The following is a 21,588-nucleotide window of genomic DNA, read 5'->3' as shown; positions in this document are numbered from 1 at the left end:
TAAAGGAGGAATTCTGATATGAAATGGGTATGTAAAGTATGTGGATATGTGTATGAAGGTGATGAATTACCTGAAGATTATGTATGTCCACTATGTGGTGTAGGACCAGAAGAATTTGAAAAAGTAGAAGAATAGTATTCATTCTTCTAAATAAGAGAGGCTGTAACGCTTAAGGTAGTAGTCAATACTATCTATTCGTTACAGCCTTTAATAATTTAAAAGAGTTCTTTTGCTCTCATACGCTTCAATTCAGCATGTGTACTTTTTTTATGTCTGCAATAGAAGTAAATACCTAGCATTACAAAGTTTCCAGCATTGATAGACACAATAGTATATACAATGCTTGTTGTTGTAAGAGAGTGGTCTCTTAATGCGGTAGATGTTTTGTCTGAAGAACTTTCTACCACTTTACCTCTTTCTGTCATCACAGATTGAGTCGTTTCAATTTTATTATGGGTTGGTATGAATCCAAATGAGAATATGAGTGAACTCGCAAAAATAACGATTGGGATAATCAAACCAAGTAACCTATTATCCTTTTTTGATAAAAATATTTGTAGTCTTATAATTGCGATTAAAATAATCACACCAATAATAGTTCTAACCATTTTTTGATTTCTCCTTTATTTTCTTATATTCTGTAATTAAATTTTTAGCAACATCAAATTCTATATCTTCATCGATGACATATCTTTTGATCAACTCTACAAATTCATCGTTATCTGTTTTATCTTCAGCTAACTTGATCTTATCAATCAATTTATTTAACCTGACTCTTACTGTTGGATAAGTAACACCATACAACTTAGCAACTTCTTTTAAAGAACCTGAAGCGAGTAGAAATCTTTTGATAAAAATCATATCTTCATCATCCAAATTTTTCATCCACATAGGAACAGTATCCATATTTATCACCTCTTTTTGTAATATAACATATTTAAATTTTAAATAAAAGATAAATATTTTAATATTATTAAAGTGTATATTTAACAATATTAAAAATACTCCTAGTTTTTTAATCATTATGTAAGAGTTGTGTATTTTGATTAGGTTTGATTTATTTAGTAGTTTGATATGATATAGTAGTGTGGAATGGAGAGGTGAATATGAAGAAAATATTAATTTTATTAGTGACAATGATGTTATGTGCCTGCGCACCTGCAGAACCTATGTCACTCAAAGACTGCTATGGACAGTACAAACAAGAGAAAATCGTATATGCGAATAAGAAGGATTACATAAAGAAGAAGGATGCTTATAATGCGTATCTTGTTTATGAAATCAATAAAGATGCATGTACATTTGAAAGTGATTTAAAGTATCAGAATATCCAGTATAAGAAGGTTGAACTATCAAAAGATGAGAAAGAAAAAGTTCCTGAAGCACTCATCAAATACAACCTTTATGAAGGTGAAAAACAGTTAGGTATTGCGGTTTACTTAGGTGAAGAAGCTGTTTATATTGCTAGCTATGATCAATATGATGGTAGCCCTGTATATATTGCGAAAATGAAAAAAATCATAAATAAGAGCTAAAATTTACGAAAAACAGAAAATAAATAATTTTGTTTATATTTAAAGAAAAATTATTGACAAAGTAAAAAAGTGATTGTATTATAGACCCAAGTTAAATAAACAAATCGATGAACGAGAAGAGTATCTTACAATCACCTACAGCGAGATGACATAGAGTGGAAGGTCATCAGGAAGATATAAGAGAAACGCACTCGGGAGAGTCTGTTGGAATTGAGTATAACAGAACGTGAATCTGCGTTAATGAAGAGGTGGTTTGTATGATACAAGCAACTAGAGTGGTACCGCGTTTATATACGTCTCTGGATTAATCCAGAGGCGTTTTTTGTTTATTAAAGGGGTGTTTGATATGAAGGAACGACGATCTAGTTAAGTAGTGGGGCATTAAAATAAAACATCAAACATTTAAAGGAGAAGAAAATTATGGAAAAGAAAACATTTAAGAAAGTTGTATTAGCTTATAGTGGAGGATTAGATACTTCAATTATTATTTCTTGGTTAAAGGAAAATTATGGCTGTGAAGTTATTGCAGTTGCTGCTGATGTGGGACAGGGTGCTGGAGAACTTGATGGTCTTGATGAAAAGGCTGCAAAGACAGGTGCTTCTAAATATATTTGTGTAGATTGTAAACCTGAATTCGTTAAGGATTTCTGTTTTGAAGCAGTTAAAGCTAATGCATTATATGAAGGTAAATATATGTTAGGTACTTCTCTTGCAAGACCAATTATTGCGAAGAAGTTAGTAGATATCGCTTTAGAAGAAGGTGCAGATGCAATCTGTCATGGATGTACTGGTAAAGGTAATGACCAGGTAAGATTTGAATTAGCTATTAAAGCATTCGCACCAGATATGCCTATTATCGCTCCTTGGAGAGAATGGGATATTAAATCAAGAGAAGAAGAAATCGAATATGCGGAAGCAAGAAAGATTCCTCTAAAGATCAACAGAGAAACAAACTACTCTAAAGATAAGAACTTATGGCATTTATCTCATGAAGGTTTAGATCTTGAAGATCCAGCTAATGAACCTAAGTATGATGAAATCCTAGAAATGGGTGTTTCACCAGAAAAGGCACCAGATGTTCCAACATATATCACTTTAACTTTTGAAAAGGGTAAAGCTGTCGCATTAAATGGTGAAAAGCTTGAACCAGTAGAAATGTTAGCTAAGTTAAATGAAATCGGTGGTGCGAACGGTGTTGGTATCGCAGATATGGTTGAAAACAGACTTGTTGGTATGAAGTCAAGAGGCGTATATGAAACACCTGGTGGAACTATTTTATATGCAGCACATCAGAACCTAGAAGAAATTACTGTAGATAAAGAAACACAGCATTTCAAACAGCAGGTAAGCTTAAAACTTGCTGATAATATCTATAACGGCCAGTGGTATACACCTCTTACTGAAGCATTACTTGCATTCGTAGATAAGACTCAGGAAAACGTAAATGGTGATGTTAAACTTAAATTATATAAGGGTAATATCGTAGGTGCTGGTGTTACATCTCCAGATACATTACATGATTTACAGACAGCATCATTTGATGAAGATGATGATTATGATCAGTATGATGCCAAAGGATTCATCACATTATATGGTTTACCAATCAAGGTAAAAGCTAAGTTAGATCAGAAGAAAAAGAAATAGGAGTTTAAGATATGGTATTGTGGAAAGGTAGATTTTCTAAAGAATTAAATCATGAAGTGAATGCATTCAATTCATCTCTTTCATTCGATCATCGTATGTATAAACAGGATATCAGAGGATCTCTTGCTCATGCAAAGATGTTATGTAAACAGAGTATTATTGAAGAGAAAGATTATGAAGAGATTGTAGAAGGTTTAAATGCAATTTTAAAAGAGATTGAAGAGGGTACACTCCTCTTTGATCCTGAAGCTGAAGATATTCATATGTTTGTGGAAAGTGAACTCACAAAACGTTATCCAGTGGCTGGTAAAAAACTACATACAGGACGTTCTAGAAATGATCAGGTTGCATTAGATCTTCGTTTATATGCACATGATGAAATTCTAGAAATCAAGAAAATGTTAGTGAACCTGATTCATACATTAACAGATTTAGCTGAACATAACCTTGATACAATCATGCCAGGATACACACACTTACAAAGAGCACAGCCTATTACTTTTGCCCATCATTTAATGGCTTATGCATCAATGTTTTTAAGAGATATTGATCGTTTAGAAGATGTTGATAAGAGACTTTATGTATCACCTCTAGGAAGTGGTGCACTTGCAACAACAACTTATCCATTAGATAGACTATTTGTGGCAGAAGAATTAGGTATGTATGATATTATGTATAACTCTTTAGATGGTGTCAGTGATCGTGATTATGCGATTGAGTTATCAAGTGCCTTAGCCACAATCATGATGCATTTATCAAGATTCTCAGAAGAAGTGATTCTATGGTGTTCATGGGAATTCAAATTCATTGATCTTGATGATGCGTATGCAACAGGTTCTTCTATTATGCCTCAGAAGAAGAATCCAGATATTGCAGAATTAGTAAGAGGTAAGAGTGCAAGAGTCATTGGTGATGTGAATACATTACTTACAATGATGAAGGGACTCCCTCTTGCTTACAATAAAGACATGCAGGAAGATAAAGAAGCTTTATTTGATGCAATTGATGAAGTCAAGCTTTGTCTTCCAGTCTTTACAGATATGATGGCAACTATTACTGTTCATAAAGATAAGATGAGAGATGCTGCTGCAAGAGGATTTATTAATGCGACAGATTGTGCAGATTATTTGACTAAGAAAGGTATGCCATTTAGAGATGCTTATAAGATTACTGGGGAACTTGTAAGATATTGTATTGAACATGGAGAAACATTAGAAACACTTCCTCTAGATGTTTATACAGGTTATACAGATATGTTTGGTGAAGATGTTTATCAGGCTATTTCATTAGAAACATGTCTTAACAACAGAGCAGTTGTTGGTGGACCTTCTCCTAAAATTGAGATGGAGAATATTCATAGAATCAATCAGAAAGTGAGTGGATATTGTGATTAAAGCAGGTATTATTGGTGCAAGTGGTTATGCAGGATGTGAACTATTAAGAATCTTATTAATGCATCCTGAAGCAGAAGTAACAGCTATTTCTTCACATAGCTATACTGGTAAAAAGATTTATGATCTTTATCCTAACTTCTATCAGGTATGTGATTTAGAGTTTATTGAAGATACAGAAGTCATTGAGAAAGCAGATATTATTTTTGCATCTCTTCCTCATGGCTTATCTGAAAAGTATGCGAAGACATGTGTAGAAAAGGGTAAAAAGTTTATTGATTTAGGGGCTGACTTCAGACTTGATAAAGAAGAAGATTATCAGAAATGGTATGGTTTAGATTATAACTTACCAGAACTTCATAAGAATCAGGTCTATGGTTTACCTGAAGTCAATAGAGATAAGATCAAGGATGCCACTATTATTGGAAATCCTGGTTGTTATCCTACAACTATTACATTAGGTCTTTATCCATTATTAAAGAATAAGCTTAATGTATCACAGAAGATCATTATTGATTCAGCATCAGGTACAACAGGTGCGGGTAAGAACTTAAGTGATGGTATGCATTTTCCAAGATGTAATGAATCGTTCCATCCTTATAAAGTAGGTGTACATAGACATACACCAGAAATTGAACAGGAATTAAGTAAGATGAATGAAAAAGATGTACATATCACATTTGTCCCTCATTTACTTCCTGTAGATCGTGGTATTGTTTCTACTATTTATGTTCCTGTAGATAAGTCTTTAGAAGAAATCTATGAAACATATGTAGAGGCTTATAAGAATGAACAGTTTGTGAGAGTATTACCTCTTGGACAGGTCGCAGACTTAAAGTTTGTGAAAGCATCTAACTATTGTGATATTTCATTACATATGGATGAACGTGATCATACATTAATTGTAGTGTCTACAATTGATAATATGGTGAAGGGTTCTGCTGGTCAGGCAGTACAGAATATGAATATTATGTATGGACTCGATGAGAATACAGGTTTAAATCTTGTCGCTCCATCATTCTAAGGAGGAAATCATGAAAGATATACTTGGTGGTGTTTGTGCACCAATAGGATTTAGCGCAAATGGTATTCATGCAGGAATGAGAAAGAATAAATCTAAGAAGGATTTATCTCTTATTGTGAGTGAAGAGTTATGTACAGCAGCTGCAACATATACACAAAATAAAGTAAAAGGTGCTCCTTTGACAGTTACAAAGCAGCATTTAAAGAATGGTCGTGCAAGAGCAATTATCTGCAATTCAGGTAATGCGAATACATGTAATGCGAATGGTATTGAGCTTGCAAATGAAGTATGTGCTTTAGCTGCAAAAGAATTAGGTTTAAAGGAAGATGATATTATTGTCGCTTCTACAGGTGTTATTGGTCAGCCTATGTCTATTGATCCTTTTAAAGATCATATGAAAGAACTTGTAAAGGGATTAAATGTAGATGGGTCTCATGATGCATGCTATGGAATCATGACAACTGACACACAGCCTAAAGAATATGCAGTAGAATTTAAACTAGGTAATGCGAAATGTCATATTGGGGCTATCGCAAAGGGCTCTGGTATGATTCATCCAAATATGGCAACAATGCTTGCTTTTGTAACCAGTGATGTAGCCATCTCTAAAGAATGTCTAGAAGCAATGGTACATGAAGTTGTCGATGATACATTTAATATGGTTAGTGTTGATGGGGATACATCTACTAATGATATGTTATGTGTATTATCAAATGGTATGGCACAGAATAATAAGATTGTCTTAAAGGATCAGTCTTATAATATTATGAAGGATGCGTTATACCATATCTGTGAACAATTATCTCGTGGTATTGCGAAAGATGGTGAAGGAGCAACTAAGCTTCTTACATGTAATGTCAAGAATGCGAAGACATTACAGGATGCTAAGATTGTTGCCAAGAGTGTTATCACATCTACTTTATTTAAAGCAGCCATGTTTGGTAGAGATGCGAATTGGGGTCGTATCTTATGTGCTATAGGTTATTCTGAAGCTGATTTAGACATCAACAAAGTATCCGTGACATTGGCTTCATCTGCAGGAGATATTCATGTTTGTGAGAAGGGCATGGGGGTTATCTTTGATGAAGAGAAAGCATTAAAGGTCTTATCTGAAGATGAGATTGATATCAATATTGATTTAAATGATGGAATATGGGATGCAACAGCATGGGGTTGCGATCTAACATATGATTATGTAAAGATTAATGGGGAATATAGAACATAATGGAAGAAAGAGAAATATATCGAGCAAAAATCTTATCTGAAGCTGTTCCTTATTTACAGGAATATAATGGTAAGACAGTAGTAGTAAAATATGGTGGAAATGCGATGATCAATGAAGAATTGATGAACAATGTCATTTCTGATATATGTCTAATGACTTTAGTTGGTATTAATGTCGTATTGGTTCATGGTGGGGGCCCTGAAATCAATAAGGCATTAAAACGTTCTGGTATAGAATCAAAGTTTATTAATGGGTTACGTTATACTGATGAAGAAACAATTGATATCGTACAGGAAGTATTAGCGGGTAAAGTCAATAAGAATCTTGTAAAGCTAATAATGAATGGGGGAGGCCGTGCAGTAGGTCTTTGTGGTATTGATAATAAGTTGTTAGAGGCGAAGAAGATTAAAGACGAATTAGGTTATGTAGGCACTGTTACACAGGTAAACAATGAAATCATTAAGGATGCAATCAAGAGTGGTTATATTCCAGTTATTGCGTCTATCGCAATGGATGATGAAGGTAATAGTTATAATGTCAATGCAGATTATGCAGCAGCAGCTATTGCGGATAGTCTAGAAGCAGAAAACTTGATTGTAGTTAGTGATATTCCTGGTTTATTAAGAGATCCTCATGATGAAAAGACATTGATTCCAGAGGTATCTATTCAGGATGTAGAAAACTTAAAAGCAGAAGGTATTATTGCAGGAGGTATGATTCCTAAAGTGGATTGTATTACTCATGCATTAAAAGGCAATATGTCAAAAGCAGTCATTATTGATGGTCGTATTCCACATTCTATTCTTATTGAAATATTATCTAAGGATGGTAGTGGTACACTATTCACAAGATAACAGAGTTACATCTGTTATCTTTTTTTTGCCTCTAAAATAGTATATTATTAAAGATAAGGAAGGGTGAAACGATGAAAAGATTATTATGCTTATTATTATGTAGTATATTGTTTGTGGCATGTGGTACTACAAAAGAGACAAAAAAGAAAGATACTGCAGTAGTAGAGAAACAAAAGAAAAAGGAAGAGGAAGCTAAGAAATTAGAAGAACAAAAGAAAAAGGAAGAAGAAGCTAAGAAACTAGAAGAACAGAAGAAACAGGAAGAAGAAGCAAAAAAACTAGAAGAACAGAAAAAACTAGAGGAACAGAAGAAAGCCGAAGAACAGAAAAAAGCTGAGGAAGCTAAAAGACAGGAAGAAGTAAAAAGACAACAGGCATCTGTTGCGATAAATAATAATGTGGTTGCTATTGATGCAGGACATCAGGCGAGAGGTAATTCACAATTGGAACCTATTGGCCCTGGTGCTTCAACACAAAAGGCTAAGGTCGCAGGTGGAGCAACAGGAACTGCCACACGTATTCCTGAATACCAGACAACTCTTAATGTGAGTTTGAAACTAAGAGATGTATTACAGTCTAGAGGGTATAAGGTTGTTATGATTCGTACAACTAATGATGTGAATATTTCTAATAGAGAAAGAGCTGAAATGGCTAATAATGCAGGTGCTGGTGCTTTTATTAGATTACATTGTGATGGTATTGGTAATAGTGGTGTCACTGGTGCAAGTGTACAGGAACCAGCTAATGGAAATCCTTATATGAGTGCAGGTAATGTGTCTGCTTCACAATCTTTAGGAAGAACAGTACTTAATCACTATTGCAGTACTACAGGTATTAGAAATAGAGGAATGGCTGCACGCAATGACTTAAGTGGAATCAACTGGTGTAAGACACCTGTCTGCTTACTTGAGATGGGATTCATTTCTAATGGTGATGAAGATAGAAAGTTAAACAACAGTGATTTCCAGCAGAAAATTGCGGAAGGTATTGCGAATGGTATTGATGCGTATTTTGGTCGATAATAATTGCATTTATGCCTATTAACTGTTTATAATGTTTCTTGATAAGGTTATCCTTAGAGGATAACCTTGAATTTTAGAGTATATTCCTATGTATTTAGTAGGAACTAGAGGTGAAACGATGGATAACATTAAAGCGATAGAACGTAGTATTATTACAAACTTTAGAAAACCTTTATGGCGTAGATTTATTAAGGGTATTCAGGATTATGAACTCATTGAACCTGGTGATAAGATTGCGGTATGTATTTCAGGGGGAAAGGATTCAATGCTTCTTGCAAAGTTATTACAGGAATTACAGAGACATGGTAAGTTTCATTTTGATTTAGAGTTCATCTGTATGGATCCAGGCTATAATCCTGCCAATAGAAAACTGATTGAAGAGAATGCGGAAAAGCTAGGTATTCCTATTCAGTTCTATGAGTCAGATATATTCAATGTCGTACATGGAATAGAAAAGAATCCATGTTATTTATGTGCAAGAATGCGTAGAGGATTCTTATATAATAGAGCACAGGAATTAGGATGTAATAAGATTGCGTTAGGACATCATTATTCTGATGTCATAGAAACAATATTAATGGGTATGATGTATGGGGCTCAGGTTCAGACTATGATGCCTAAGCTTCATAGTAAGAACTTTAAAGGTATGGAATTAATCCGTCCTATGTATTTGATTCATGAAGAAGATATTATTGCCTGGGCTGAGAAGTTTAATTTAAAGTTCTTACAGTGTGCATGTCGTTTTACAGAAGAATCTGAAGCGCGTGGAGAAATTGAACATACGTCTAAACGTGCAGAAACTAAGATGTTGATTAAGAAACTAAGAGAAATCAATCCTAAAGTAGAACAGAATATCTTTAAGAGTGTAGAGAATGTCAATCTTAAAACAATTATTGCCTATACTGACTGGGATGAATCAAAGAAGAGTTTCTTAGATTTCTATAAGGAGCAGGAATAATGGATGATCAGTTTACAAGATTAAGATGGGTGGCAGGTAATGATTCTATTGATATCATGAAAACTAAACATGTTGCAGTATTTGGCTGTGGTGGTGTTGGTGGCTATGTCATTGAAGGACTCGTTCGTTCTGGTATAGGAACAATTGATGTATTTGATCATGATACAGTGGATATCACAAATCTCAATAGACAGATAATTGCGTTACATTCTACAGTTGGTAAGAAGAAAGTAGATATTATTAAAGAACGTATGTTAGATATTAATCCAAATTTAAATATAAATACGTTTGATACATTTTATTTACCAGAGAATGCTGATACAATAGATTTATCTCAATATGATTATGTAATTGATGCAATTGATACAGTAACTGCAAAGATAGAATTGATTAAGAGATGTACAGAATTGAATGTACCTATTATCTCTTCTATGGGTACAGGAAATAAGCTTGATCCTTCTCACTTACAGATTACTGATATATATAAGACGAAGATTGATCCTCTTGCGAAAGTAATGAGAAGAGAATTAAAAGCAAGAAGAATTAAGAAGTGTTTAGTTGCTTATTCAGATGAGATTCCTGCAAAGACAGGACAGAGAACACCAGGTAGTAGTGTATTTGTGCCAGCAAGTGCAGGGTTAATGATTGCAGGATATGTGTTTCAATCATTGATAGGAGGATAACAGTATGGCTAAAGTTGCAGTTTTAATGGCAGATGGTTTTGAAGAAGTAGAAGCCTTAGGTGTAGTAGATATCTTAAGACGTGCAGAAGTGGATGTAGACACTGTTTCTATTAAAGAGGAGCAGGTTGTCATTTCTTCTAGAAACATTCCTGTACGTGCCGATAAGACACTTACAGACATGGATTATTATGATATGATTGTGATTCCTGGAGGAGCAGGTGCATGGACCTTAAGAGATGATGATCGTATTATTTCACTCATTAAGAAATATGATCATGAAGAAAGATATATTGCCGCTATATGTGCAGGACCTATGGCTTTAGGTAAAGCAGGTGTAATCACTAATAAGAAAGTCACTTCTTATCCAGGAGAAGAAATAGAAAGCTATTTAAAAGCAGGTAAATATGTTGAAGAAGAAGTGGTTGTAGGTGGTCATATTATTACAAGTAGAGGACCAGCCACAGCATTTGCATTTGCCTATAAGCTTTTAGATGTATTAGGTATTGATTCATCAAGCCTTAAACATGGAATGTTATATGATTTATACAGATAGCCTTTGTGCTATCTTTTTTTATGCAAAAAAAACGATCCCGAAGGATCGTAATATTTAATATGGTGACCGGTACGGGATTCGAACCCGTGAATGCATGCGTGAAAGGCATGTGAGTTAACCGTTTCTCCAACCGGCCAGCGGAATTGAGTATATCATAGGAGAAACGAATACGTCAATAGTTATTTTAATATTTTGATAATGAAAATGCGGAAATTTTTTTATCTTTAAAAGTAAACTTAATTTGTATATTCTTCTCTTTATATTTATAGGTTATAGTACCTTTTCCGTTATTGTAATGGTTAGAAGTAGGAGAAGAATAAGTATGCTTTACTGTAGAATAATCAGTTCCAACAGTAATATTATTCTTAAGTTTATACTTCTTAGTAAAGAGAGTGATTGTTTGGATCTTTCCATTCTTTTCTGAATATTGAATATTAGAGTCAAATAAAGCATCTGACATCTTTGATGCACTCACACCAGGATAAACCTCTTTATTCTTATAAATGACTGTATAGTCCTTTATATCAGTTTGAGCACTACATGCACATAATAAGAGACATAGTAATAATAGTATCTTTTTCATATGTATACCTCCTTGTCTTTATATTAGAACTTTAATAAGAAATTGCAAGAGAAGTTTAACAGGGAGTAACTACCGTCTAGTAGAGTGAAGAAATGTTAAAGAAAAAAGACTTCATTTGAAGTCTTTAACGGATGTGGTGTTTTGATATCATCTTTTGGATGAATATAGGTATAAAGAATTCTATCACAAATGCGGATGCATAGAATAATGCAATATGAATTATTGTGATAGGCATGATTAATGGAATAATCATCATCTTTATTGTGAAAATCATAATCACTTCTAGAAGAATCCATACAAATGTACCTAATATTAATGCGTTTTTCAAGTATGTGCGATAGAAGCTGTGATCTATTCTCTTAGTTGTTAATCCCATGTTATAGAGATAGTCTCTTGTCTGTTTCTCTTCTCTTAAAATGAGATACTTAAGGTAAAAATAGAAACCATACAATAATATAAAGACAACTGCAATGAATTGTATTAGTACTTTCTTGTTGTTATTGATAAGAGAATTGATTGCATCATTATCTACAAATGCACCCTCTACCTTAAAACCTAATCTTTCTAATTCATTCTTTACCTGATTGATATTCTTAAGACTATCTACTCTTAATGTATAAGCATCTGGACGCCATGGTGTTTTCATGATGATATCATTTACATCATTCATAGTATAGTTTTCAGGAAGAACATTTTCAAATGTTATAAAACCTTCTTCGAGCTGAGTATCCTCTATACTATAAACGACAACACTTTCTTTGGCTTTAAAAGTTTCCATATAAGGTGCTATACAGTCGCTAGGAATATAAACATATGGATTTCCTGTACCGACACTATTTGTACTTATAGCTGATCCTGGTTTTAAAATTCCTCTCACAGGCAGGGTCATATAAACAAGTTTTACACAAGGTGTGTTGATATCGATCCACTCATCACCATCAGTTGATGTTCCCATTTGAGAAATACCAGAAGCATTATAGACAGGTATTGGAACCCATAATCCTATTTTTAACTTCTTGATATTAATATCCTCTAGTCTAAGGTTATTTTCTTCTAAGAAAGCTTCCATTTTTTCGTTGCTTAAATAGACACCTTTATTATCAGCATGTTTAATAGTGATGTTTGTATAATCATCCCTACTATCATAAGTTTGAAGCATAAAGATGGATGAACTACCATTCATATGACCATCAGATAGTGATATCTGATCATAGTTATTTTCTGTTGCACCATTCATATCATCCGTCCATTCTGAGAAGGTGCTATAGTGAACATCATATCTCCATGTAAGGCGTTCTATGTGACTGACACTTTTAATCTTATTGTAATCCTGTTGACTCAGAGGTGTTTCTCCAGAATAGTATGTATAATAATCATTCTTATATTTTTCTTTGTAGACAACAAGGTCTCTAGAAGCAACAGAATTAATTTTGTCTTCATAAGAAGCACTATATGTTCCATAAATATTATAACTATAAGCACATATAATCATTGTGAAAGCAATAAGTATATTCATTACTGTTCTGAAAGTACGATGTGAAAAATGAATATCCATGTTTTTATCTTTTAGGATAGGTGCTTTTATTAGATTCTTCTCTTTGGATAGATCTCTATCTATGATTAATGCACCCTCCACTTTATAAAGCGTATCAGCTGCTTGAATCATTCTACTATCATGTGATGCACTAATTACATAATGTCCTTTATCTGCATATTCCTTGAGAATATGAATCATTGTCTGTGCATAACCTGCATCAAGCGCAGCAGTAGGTTCATCTAAGATAAGTATTTCAGGCTGTCTCATTAAGGCTAAATAAACAGCAGCACGTGTTTTTTCTCCTCCAGATAAACTTTTAGGGTATTTATTTTCAAGGGGCTTTATACCTAATTGTTCTTCATAATCAGGAATTCTTTTACATCCTAATTTTTCTAGCTGTTTAATATGACTGCCAATAGTCATTCCTTCTATAAATAAAGGGATCTGATGAACATTTGCGAGATGATTATAAATAAACTTTTGTTTATTTTCTTCATCAAGAGTATCTATTCTTTCACCTTCATAAAGATAAATACAGTCATAAGCAAATTGGAAGGCTTTAAGAAATGTGGATTTTCCTGATCCGCTTCTTCCTTTGATAACAGTTAAATGTCCACATTCAGCGCAGAATGAAGCATCTTTAAATAGAGTCTTTTTTCCAAAAGACACATTAAGTTGTTTAATTTCAAGCATATTAAACCACCTCATTTCTTAGTTCTGTAACAATATCAATCTTTTTGATAAATCTAGATTGTGTCATCACTCTTTCTAAAAGAAGTGCAATTATAAATACAAAAGTAGATATAAGAGGTGCTACAAGTGAGAATATACCTGTTAAAAGCAACATGATAATAGATATAATTGTACTAATTACTAAAACAGCACAAAGCCCAATAATGCTTTCGGTAAGAGATATATGAATCAAATCTTTTTCTCGTAAGCCAGAAATTCTTAATAAAACAAGTTCGCTCTTTCTTTGCATTAATAAATGTGACTCAAGAACAATATCAATAATCATAGCTACAAGAATAATAATACCTGCAAACGTAAACATCAGCATTTGATAATAGTTGTTTAAGCTATCCATCGATTCTCTATCTGTAAATGAATCATTAACTGTATAACCACTCTTTTCATAGCCTTTAAGAGCCTTTTCTAATGCATCGTATGTATCATAGCAGATTACGTATCCTATATATTGTTTATCTTTACTGTTCTTTTCATAAATGGATTTCATTAATGAATAAGGCATATAGATATATCTTTGACTTTTTACTACATAATGGACTTTTTTAGAATTTTTAAATACACCATTCATATCAAAACTATGTTCAGTTTGATGCATTCCTTCTCTATCTTTAATGGTTATATCAAGGCTTATTTTATTGTTCTTGGATTTCTGATTGAGAATATAGAAGGTAGATTCATCCATATAGATACCATTTTGTTTATCCTGTATAGGTCTATCTATATACTTGGATAAATCATCTTCTTTGAAATAGGGAACAATAAAAACTTCTTCACCATTTACATCAGTAGACATTTTATATAAAGGATATGCATTCTTATCATTTAATGTAATCAGTTTACTATAATCCTGATCTACATAAGAATGTTCATCTTTCGTGATAATAGCTTTGTTTTCTAATTGTCCTACTAGCATCTGCATTGCCTGCTTTTTAGAATTATGAATAATTCCAGTCATAACCTGACATGAAACAAGACTTAAAACAAAAACCATCAATAAAAGAACATACATGAATCTATAATGTTTCATATACGTTTTAACATACTCAATACAGAAATTTTGATTAATAGAAGGGGCTGTCCCTTCACCGCTTTGATCTTCTGAAAGCAAAAAATCAGAAGATGAAAGCATACCATCTTCAATCATATAAGTAATATCAGCATATTCTATTGCACAATCAGAATGTGATGCCATAACAATAGTCATATCATGACTCAGTTCTTTTAGGATTTCATATATTTGTATTTCATTATCATGATCTAGAGAAGCAGTCGGTTCATCAAGAATAAGAACCTGTGGATGACTAATAAGGGCACAAGCAATAGAAAGTCTTTGTCGCTCACCAAGAGAAAGCGTCATAACATTCTGTGATGGAGATACATCTAAATGCATTCTACCAAGGCATTCATCTATATCATTATCCGTTAATACTTTATTATGAATACGCGCAAAATATTGAAGTGTACCTGTTACATCAAGATGAGGAAGAAGACTGCTTTCTTGTAAAACATAACTTATACGGCTTCTTCTATATTCATCTCTCATCTTTCCTTCTATGAGTTTTCCATCATAGAAATATTTATAATTGCTTTTATTATCCATGAGGGCAATACAGTAAAGAAGAGCTGTTTTTCCTGAACCACTTGTACCTCTAAGAAGAGTGACAGAGTGAGCAGGAATACTGATTGTTGCATGATCTAGAATGACTCTATCATAGGTGATGGTTACATCTTTGAGTTCAATCATATTATTATTCCTTTCTAAATATGAATTCCAGTGGAACTAGAAGTCATAGTGTTTAATAATCCTATATATAATAATAGCAATTTATAAAAAAATGTATACCCTTACATTGAATTTATTTAAATCCTTGGACAATAAGTCAATATAAGTAAAAATAAGTTGGTAAAAGCATCTCTTGAAAATATTAGGTTAAACTAACCGTGGTATATATCGCATGGAAGATAAATATTAAAAGGGCAGTTAACTGCCCTTAAGTCTTCCAATCTTATGAATGCATAGTGTAGTAATAACTTCTTCTAGTAGAATACTGAAGAACCATAATAAGCATGCATAGAGAATAATAGGTATATGCATCATGAAACTCATAAAGATACTTATGATTAGTAGTATGATTAAATAGAATACGTAGTAGTAAACATAATCATATCGTGCAAGAGATTTTAACTCTTTAATACTTAATCCATTCTCATATAGGAAGAAGTATTCATCCTTGTTGGAATCAATCGTCTTTTGACGATGATAGATAAGAATAATCAACATGATAATAAATATTGCACATATTAACATCAGTAAACTATTCATCATTCTAGAATTAATCTGAGTGAGGTGATCAAGATTCACATTAGAATATACTGTTAAGTGAGGATCAATATCATTGATTTGTGAAAGAATACTAGATATATATTGTGCATCATCCACACTCACAAGTAACATCCTTGTATCATCAATTTTAAAGTATTTCCTATATAGAGCTTCAGGAAGATAGAGTACATCATCTCCTTGAGAAGAAATAGTATTCTTCTTGTTTATGTAGGATGAAACATGAAAAGTATGATTATTGATGGTGATGTCTTTACCTAAATTCTTGATTGTACGAGATGCTTTGATTGTATCACCGGTATAAGATTGTACAATTAAAGTATCAGTCACTGTTTCATAGAACGGAGTGATATGAATATGTTCTATTTCATTGAGGTCTTTTCTTATATCCATTCTAATGGGCTTAGTAATAGAATCATAAGCATAGTTACTGTTATTTCCATAATAGAGGCGTACATCTAATAGTTTCTCTTGTATCGCATTGATTTCATGTGAGTAGTATGTACGATATCCAAATATACCTATAGTCATAGAAAGAATTAAACCAAAAAGTATATATAGTATTTTAGAAGAACGTATAAGATGTTTCTTGTAATAAGATAAATAGTCTTGTGGTTTTCTAGTAATAGAAGTCGTTTCTAGTTCTTTTATTGAACTCTTTTTGAGAGGTACTATTTTATGATTCTGAATCTCATAGAGATTATCTGCATAATCAATAATACGTTTATCATGTGTTGCGATAAGAACGCATACAGGATGTGTATGGATATAATCACTCAGTAGTTCTATTAATAGTTTGCAATTAATAGAATCTAGAGAAGCTGTTGGTTCATCTAAAAGAAGGAGATAAGGGTCTTTCATTAATGCAAAGGCGATAGCTGCACGTTGTCTTTCTCCTCCTGATACATGATCAGGTGTCTGATTGAGTAGATGTTCTATCTTCATAGAACATAGAATATCATGCATTCTACTTTCGTTATATTCCTGTCCAGAGAGTAGGAATGCGAATTCCATATTCTCTCTAATGGTCATGTTATTGAATAATGTACTTTCTTGATGTACATAACCAATCTTTTCTTTCCTTGTAGTAAGAGGGTCATCAATAGAATGACCCTCCATTAAATAATCACAGGCTAATGGGGCTACAAGTCCTAATTGATTCAATAAGGTTGTTTTACCTGTACCACTTTTTCCTTTGATTGTAGTAATGCTGTTGTTAGATAAGGTGATGCTTGCATCATCAAAAATCACTCTATCAAATGTGATAGAAAGATGATTGATGTTAATCATGATCCGTACTCGTTACCATTATTTTATTTGTAATATAGAAGACTAATGTAGTCACAACAGCACTTACTAAACCTATAATCATCTTGATTGAATTGTTTACTAACGCAAACTCACTCGATGTGAATAGTCTTAAACAGAAGGAAAGAAGAACAGCTATAAACAGGAATGTAGACATAAACTGGATATCAACCATATGAATGGATTGAATCTGTTTCTCATTTAAATCAAGTTCCCTATATCTTATATATTCTCTTGATTTATTATAGAGGATTAAGAAAACAACATAAGCAATAAGACCAACAACAGTATAGATGAGAATCATAGTCTGAGTATTCTTAGAATCCTTTTGACGCATCTTTGCTGTTTGTTTATAATCGTCACTTTGTATATAAGTAACGATGTTTGGAGATATCTTATTGAGTCCATTTCTTACCTGGTCTACATAACTTGCATTTTTACATTCGACAGCATAAGTTGCAGGAACATAATCAACAATATGCTCATTTAAATCTTCATATAAATTAATTGAAACATTAGTTGTACGATATTTATTTATAATAGAGTTCGCAAAGTCATTATTTAAATAGACTTTAAATGCGTTATTTCCTGTAAAGTCATCTTGATCTTCATTTGATTTGATAACACCATAGATTTTAATGGATACTCTTTTCTTCTGATACACAGGATGTCGTGTAATTACATCATAAGATTTTTTCTGTAATCCATTTTGATCACCATATCGTCTAGTGTCACTACATTCTGTAGAACATACGGGTACACCTATATCCATTTTCATAGTTACAGGAAAATCTGAATCAGTTAATTCTAACGTTTTCATAAGACCTTCGCTTATATAATTTTTGTTTTTATCACCAAACTGACCTTTTATATAGCTTGATACAACAACATTATCATCAGTAGAATACTCTCTACCCTTGACTGACATATATGCAAGTAAATTATCATCCTCGTCATTTCTTGTATCATAATTACGAGCTGGGAACTGATAATAGCTTGTTATGCTTTTAACTCCTTTGATCGATTGAATAGATTGTATTTCTTGAGGAGTCATAGAAAATCCTTGGTCATATTCCATGAATCTATAACCAGAAGGTAATTCGTTTCTTGTAATGTATTCTTTTCCTGTATAGATAATTTTACTAGTCAAGTTATCCATCATAGATGCTGTATTCTTGTTTGTCATATATAGTTCTATACCAGAATATAAAGTCATATTGATAATAACTAAGCACAACAAAGCATATAACAGGATACTGAACTTTTCTTTCTTACTTTTTACATGTGCAATCTTTTTAGGGGTGAATTTCTGTGTTACTGAAAGTGGTTCACCATTAATTTCAGTATCTTTAATACGAGTAAATTGAAGATTCTCAATTAAATACTTGATATCCAAATACTCATCAAATTCTTCATCATGAATAGTAAGAATAATAACACGATCATGACTATATTCTTTTAATAACTTCATGATTGAATGTTTATCTTCATAATCTACAGAAGATAAAGGTTCATCTAATATAATACAAGGACTATTAGAATAAACACTTAAGGCTATCATTATTCTCTTCTTTTCACCTAAGGAACAAGAGTCATATTTCTGTGATAAGCTGGCTTTAATGTTTAAATTGTTGAATAGTTCACTTATTACATTTTGATCATGCTTTCTATTATATATAGATTCTATTAATTTAAATTGCTGCGCAATAGTAAGGTCTTTTTTTAATAATGCATCCTGGTTTCCATAGAATATAGAAGTGGCATTATTCACCATAGAGTCTAGATGAATCTGTTTAGATATAATTTTTAAAAAAGTGGTTTTTCCACAGCCACTCTCACCTGCAATACCTATAATACCAATAGAAGGAGCAATGAAATTGGCTCCTTCTAAGAGTATTCTATTAGTTTTGTATGTGAAATTATTTAATTCAATCATTTAGTTCTCACCGTCCAATTGTCTAATTTTTTAAAGTTGCCTACGGTTGCAGTTACATATGCACTAGAATAATAAGTATCGATTTTTGTAACATAAGTGTTAAATTTTTTCTAAGGGACATTTATGTTTCCATGCCACATCTCCACCAGATACTTTCTTTGATATATATGATATAAACTTGAAATACCGCATAAATGTCAGCGCTAACATAATTATAATATATATATATATATAATGTAAACATAAAGGGACAGTGAATTATAAAATTCACTGTCCCTTTAAAATGATCAGTTATATATACCTTATGAATACAAAAAGTAATTCAATAATAGCAACGATGATATATGTAATGGTCCAACGTTTCTTCGTTTTTTGGGATGACTGTGGTCTCATTTGGTTAGGTATTATAAACAAAAGAGTACAAACAACAATATATAAACCACCAGTAATACCATTTAGATATTTTGAACAATACAACAATAATAATATAAAACAGTATGTAGTTGCGTAAGGCAGATATTTATCTTTCATGATATTTACCTTCTTCTATAATCGTTAATTATAGAATATAAACAATAAACACATCAAAAATCACGGCTATGATAGTAAAAACAAACCATCCAATCTTAGTTTTTTTAGATTCAGCTTTATCTAAATAAAAAGGTAAACCTGTCATCATTGTAAGAAAAATAAGAAAGTTTGGTGCTATACGACTTGGTAAAAATCTAGAACAATATGACAATATACATATCAACACTGTGATTAAATATAAAGGTTTTTTAGGCAAAAGTATAGATTTGATTTTATTCATAACAACCTCTCTTTCGTAATTAGTGACCACTAACTGAATTATATATTCTATTTGAAATATGTCAATATTTTACTTATATCATTATTGATAATTTTAAAGTGAAAAGTTAAATTCCACTGTAAGCAGGTCAAAGTTGCGTTTAGTCTTTCGTAACTTTCTAGTTGATTTTTTAACAAGTATATAGTTATTGTGATATCTTTTTCTTTATTTTATGAAAGGCTAATTATTATGACAAAATTAAATAAGAATCTGTATCTAAAAGGCGTTTTGTGATTGTATGTGTCATAAACCAACATATATAATATATATGAAGAGGTATTCCAATTGAATAAAGAAAGGAGAATAGTTATGAAAAAGTTAATTCAATTGTTGGTGGTACTCTGTATTTTTGTAATAACGGGCTGTAAAACAAATAAAGAACGTTATCTATCTATTACAACAAGTGGATATGATAAGAAGGGGAATGTAGTAGTGAATATCTATGAATATTCATTATCTACTAAGAAAGTGACTAAAAAGTATACTTCTTCTAATCCACTTGGTGTCTATTCTAAATCTAATAATGCTGTATATTATGCTGAAGAAGATAATAGTGGTGATCATCTGTATACTTATGATCTTGATACAAAGAAATCTAAAAAGTTGTCTGGTGGATTAACCGCAATTAACAGAATTATTCCTGTAGAGAATAATATCTATGTATTAGGCGTAGAAAAAGGTCAAAGATCACTCAAGCCTTATCGTTATAATATAGAAACAAAGAAGTTCAGTAAGATTAAGGCAGAAGATGATTTGGATTTTGATCATATGGTCTATGATGTTTTCAATCATGATTTATATCTATGTGCAAGTCATCAAAAAGAAGAAGATCAGGCATTAGAAGAAGCGAATGCGGGTAAGGGTAGTAAGTATATTGCACCTAATGCGCATATTTATCGTTTGAAGAATGATCAACTCAAACGTATCTATACTACAAATCGCAAGATAGTCTATAGAATGCTTCCGATGGAAAGTGGAAATCTTACATTTACTGAAAGTGACACCATTTCAGCCTGGAATCCTCAATATCATACATATACATTAGATACAAAAACAAATAAGAAAAAAGCAGGAATTAATATTGATGAAATTATGGATGTAACACAGTATACTTGTTTTAGTTCTTCTCATCAGATTATTCTTCTTGGGCGCAATGATAAACATCAAGGAATATATATATATAATATTGATTCAGGTAAAACTGAATTATTGTATGAATCTAAAAATGAATTGATTAATAGTTTTGAACTATTAGAATAAATAAAAATACCCACAGCTCGTAACTGTGGGTATTTAGATAATAAAAAAATAGACCTAAGTCTATCTTCTAATCGTATGGAGCGGGTGATGGGAATCGAACCCACGTAGTCAGCTTGGAAGGCTGAAGTTCTACC

Annotated in this window: 20 protein-coding genes, 1 tRNA gene and 1 other annotated feature; of the genes, 12 read left to right on the top strand and 9 right to left on the bottom strand. The window is 32.3% G+C overall.

The window, feature by feature from the left end; genetic code table 11:
* Positions 1 to 18: 18 nt before the first annotated feature.
* Positions 19 to 135: a rubredoxin-like domain-containing protein gene (locus DW269_RS04345; protein WP_022425517.1), complete on the top strand. Its 117-nt coding sequence runs from the start codon at positions 19 to 21 to the stop codon at positions 133 to 135.
* Between the two features lie 80 nt (positions 136 to 215).
* On the opposite strand, the gene DW269_RS04340 is transcribed toward DW269_RS04345, so the two are convergent.
* On the bottom strand, positions 216 to 608 hold the full coding sequence (locus tag DW269_RS04340) for a hypothetical protein (RefSeq protein WP_117458703.1): 393 nt from the start codon (positions 606 to 608) through the stop codon (positions 216 to 218).
* On the bottom strand, positions 601 to 906 hold the full coding sequence (locus tag DW269_RS04335; RefSeq protein WP_117458702.1) for a DUF2089 family protein: 306 nt from the start codon (positions 904 to 906) through the stop codon (positions 601 to 603). The genes DW269_RS04340 and DW269_RS04335 overlap by 8 nt, the downstream gene beginning before the upstream one ends.
* Positions 907 to 1,106: 200 nt before the next feature.
* On the opposite strand from DW269_RS04335, the gene DW269_RS04330 reads away from it, so the two are divergent.
* The 10 genes from DW269_RS04330 (at position 1,107) to DW269_RS04285 (ending at position 10,889) form a co-directional block, all read left to right on the top strand.
* Entirely contained in the window at positions 1,107 to 1,535 is a 429-nt protein-coding gene (locus DW269_RS04330) for a hypothetical protein (protein ID WP_117458701.1), read from the top strand.
* A gap of 98 nt (positions 1,536 to 1,633) precedes the next feature.
* Positions 1,634 to 1,839: a binding site (T-box leader), on the top strand.
* Positions 1,840 to 1,955: 116 nt separating this feature from the next.
* Entirely contained in the window at positions 1,956 to 3,179 is a 1,224-nt protein-coding gene (locus DW269_RS04325) for an argininosuccinate synthase (protein WP_117458700.1), read from the top strand.
* An 11-nt stretch (positions 3,180 to 3,190) separates the two neighbouring features.
* Positions 3,191 to 4,573, top strand: coding sequence for an argininosuccinate lyase (argH, locus tag DW269_RS04320; protein ID WP_117458699.1), 1,383 nt, complete (start codon positions 3,191 to 3,193; stop codon positions 4,571 to 4,573).
* Positions 4,566 to 5,594, top strand: a complete 1,029-nt coding sequence (gene argC, locus DW269_RS04315) for an N-acetyl-gamma-glutamyl-phosphate reductase (RefSeq protein ID WP_117458724.1) — start codon at positions 4,566 to 4,568, stop codon at positions 5,592 to 5,594. Before argH ends, argC begins: the two co-directional genes overlap by 8 nt.
* Before the next feature lie 10 nt (positions 5,595 to 5,604).
* Positions 5,605 to 6,819 carry a bifunctional glutamate N-acetyltransferase/amino-acid acetyltransferase ArgJ gene (gene argJ, locus DW269_RS04310; protein ID WP_117458698.1) on the top strand — a complete coding sequence of 405 codons (1,215 nt, stop codon included), beginning with the start codon at positions 5,605 to 5,607 and terminating at the stop codon, positions 6,817 to 6,819.
* Positions 6,819 to 7,673, top strand: coding sequence for an acetylglutamate kinase (gene argB / locus DW269_RS04305; RefSeq protein WP_006506234.1), 855 nt, complete (start codon positions 6,819 to 6,821; stop codon positions 7,671 to 7,673). The genes argJ and argB overlap by 1 nt, the downstream gene beginning before the upstream one ends.
* 71 nt (positions 7,674 to 7,744) lie before the next feature.
* Complete coding sequence (locus DW269_RS04300; RefSeq protein ID WP_117458697.1) at positions 7,745 to 8,695, top strand: N-acetylmuramoyl-L-alanine amidase; 951 nt, start codon at positions 7,745 to 7,747, stop codon at positions 8,693 to 8,695.
* Positions 8,696 to 8,813: 118 nt separating this feature from the next.
* On the top strand, positions 8,814 to 9,653 hold the full coding sequence (locus DW269_RS04295; RefSeq protein ID WP_055233244.1) for an ATP-binding protein: 840 nt from the start codon (positions 8,814 to 8,816) through the stop codon (positions 9,651 to 9,653).
* Complete coding sequence (locus DW269_RS04290; RefSeq protein ID WP_117458696.1) at positions 9,653 to 10,336, top strand: ThiF family adenylyltransferase; 684 nt, start codon at positions 9,653 to 9,655, stop codon at positions 10,334 to 10,336. The genes DW269_RS04295 and DW269_RS04290 overlap by 1 nt, the downstream gene beginning before the upstream one ends.
* Before the next feature lie 4 nt (positions 10,337 to 10,340).
* The gene (locus tag DW269_RS04285; protein WP_117458695.1) at positions 10,341 to 10,889 is read left to right on the top strand and encodes a DJ-1 family glyoxalase III; all 549 of its coding nucleotides are present in this window, start codon (positions 10,341 to 10,343) and stop codon (positions 10,887 to 10,889) included.
* A gap of 60 nt (positions 10,890 to 10,949) precedes the next feature.
* Here the strand turns inward: DW269_RS04285 and DW269_RS04280 are convergent.
* From DW269_RS04280 to DW269_RS04250, 7 genes are all read right to left on the bottom strand, one after another.
* A tRNA-Glu gene (locus tag DW269_RS04280) sits at positions 10,950 to 11,025 on the bottom strand.
* Between the two features lie 48 nt (positions 11,026 to 11,073).
* Entirely contained in the window at positions 11,074 to 11,472 is a 399-nt protein-coding gene (locus tag DW269_RS04275) for a hypothetical protein (protein WP_117458694.1), read from the bottom strand.
* A gap of 124 nt (positions 11,473 to 11,596) precedes the next feature.
* Complete coding sequence (locus tag DW269_RS04270; RefSeq protein WP_233502418.1) at positions 11,597 to 13,702, bottom strand: ATP-binding cassette domain-containing protein; 2,106 nt, start codon at positions 13,700 to 13,702, stop codon at positions 11,597 to 11,599.
* A 1-nt stretch (position 13,703) separates the two neighbouring features.
* Positions 13,704 to 15,503, bottom strand: coding sequence for an ATP-binding cassette domain-containing protein (locus tag DW269_RS04265; RefSeq protein ID WP_117458692.1), 1,800 nt, complete (start codon positions 15,501 to 15,503; stop codon positions 13,704 to 13,706).
* Positions 15,504 to 15,740: 237 nt separating this feature from the next.
* Positions 15,741 to 17,390: an ABC transporter ATP-binding protein gene (locus tag DW269_RS04260; RefSeq protein WP_117458691.1), complete on the bottom strand. Its 1,650-nt coding sequence runs from the start codon at positions 17,388 to 17,390 to the stop codon at positions 15,741 to 15,743.
* Positions 17,383 to 19,344, bottom strand: coding sequence for an ATP-binding cassette domain-containing protein (locus DW269_RS04255; protein WP_117458690.1), 1,962 nt, complete (start codon positions 19,342 to 19,344; stop codon positions 17,383 to 17,385). The genes DW269_RS04260 and DW269_RS04255 overlap by 8 nt, the downstream gene beginning before the upstream one ends.
* 559 nt (positions 19,345 to 19,903) lie before the next feature.
* A complete protein-coding gene (locus DW269_RS04250; protein ID WP_117458689.1) occupies positions 19,904 to 20,155 on the bottom strand; it encodes a hypothetical protein in 252 nt (83 codons plus the stop codon).
* Between the two features lie 348 nt (positions 20,156 to 20,503).
* Between DW269_RS04250 and DW269_RS04245 the strand changes: the two genes are divergently transcribed.
* On the top strand, positions 20,504 to 21,454 hold the full coding sequence (locus DW269_RS04245) for a hypothetical protein (RefSeq protein WP_117458688.1): 951 nt from the start codon (positions 20,504 to 20,506) through the stop codon (positions 21,452 to 21,454).
* Positions 21,455 to 21,588 lie beyond the last annotated feature (134 nt).

Origin of the sequence: Catenibacterium sp. AM22-6LB (assembly GCF_003435615.1) — a bacterium.
Lineage (GTDB): Bacteria > Bacillota_I > Bacilli_A > Erysipelotrichales > Coprobacillaceae > Catenibacterium > Catenibacterium mitsuoka_A.
The sequence above is the reverse complement of the archived record's forward strand: the minus strand, read 5'-3'. Positions and strand labels throughout refer to the sequence as shown.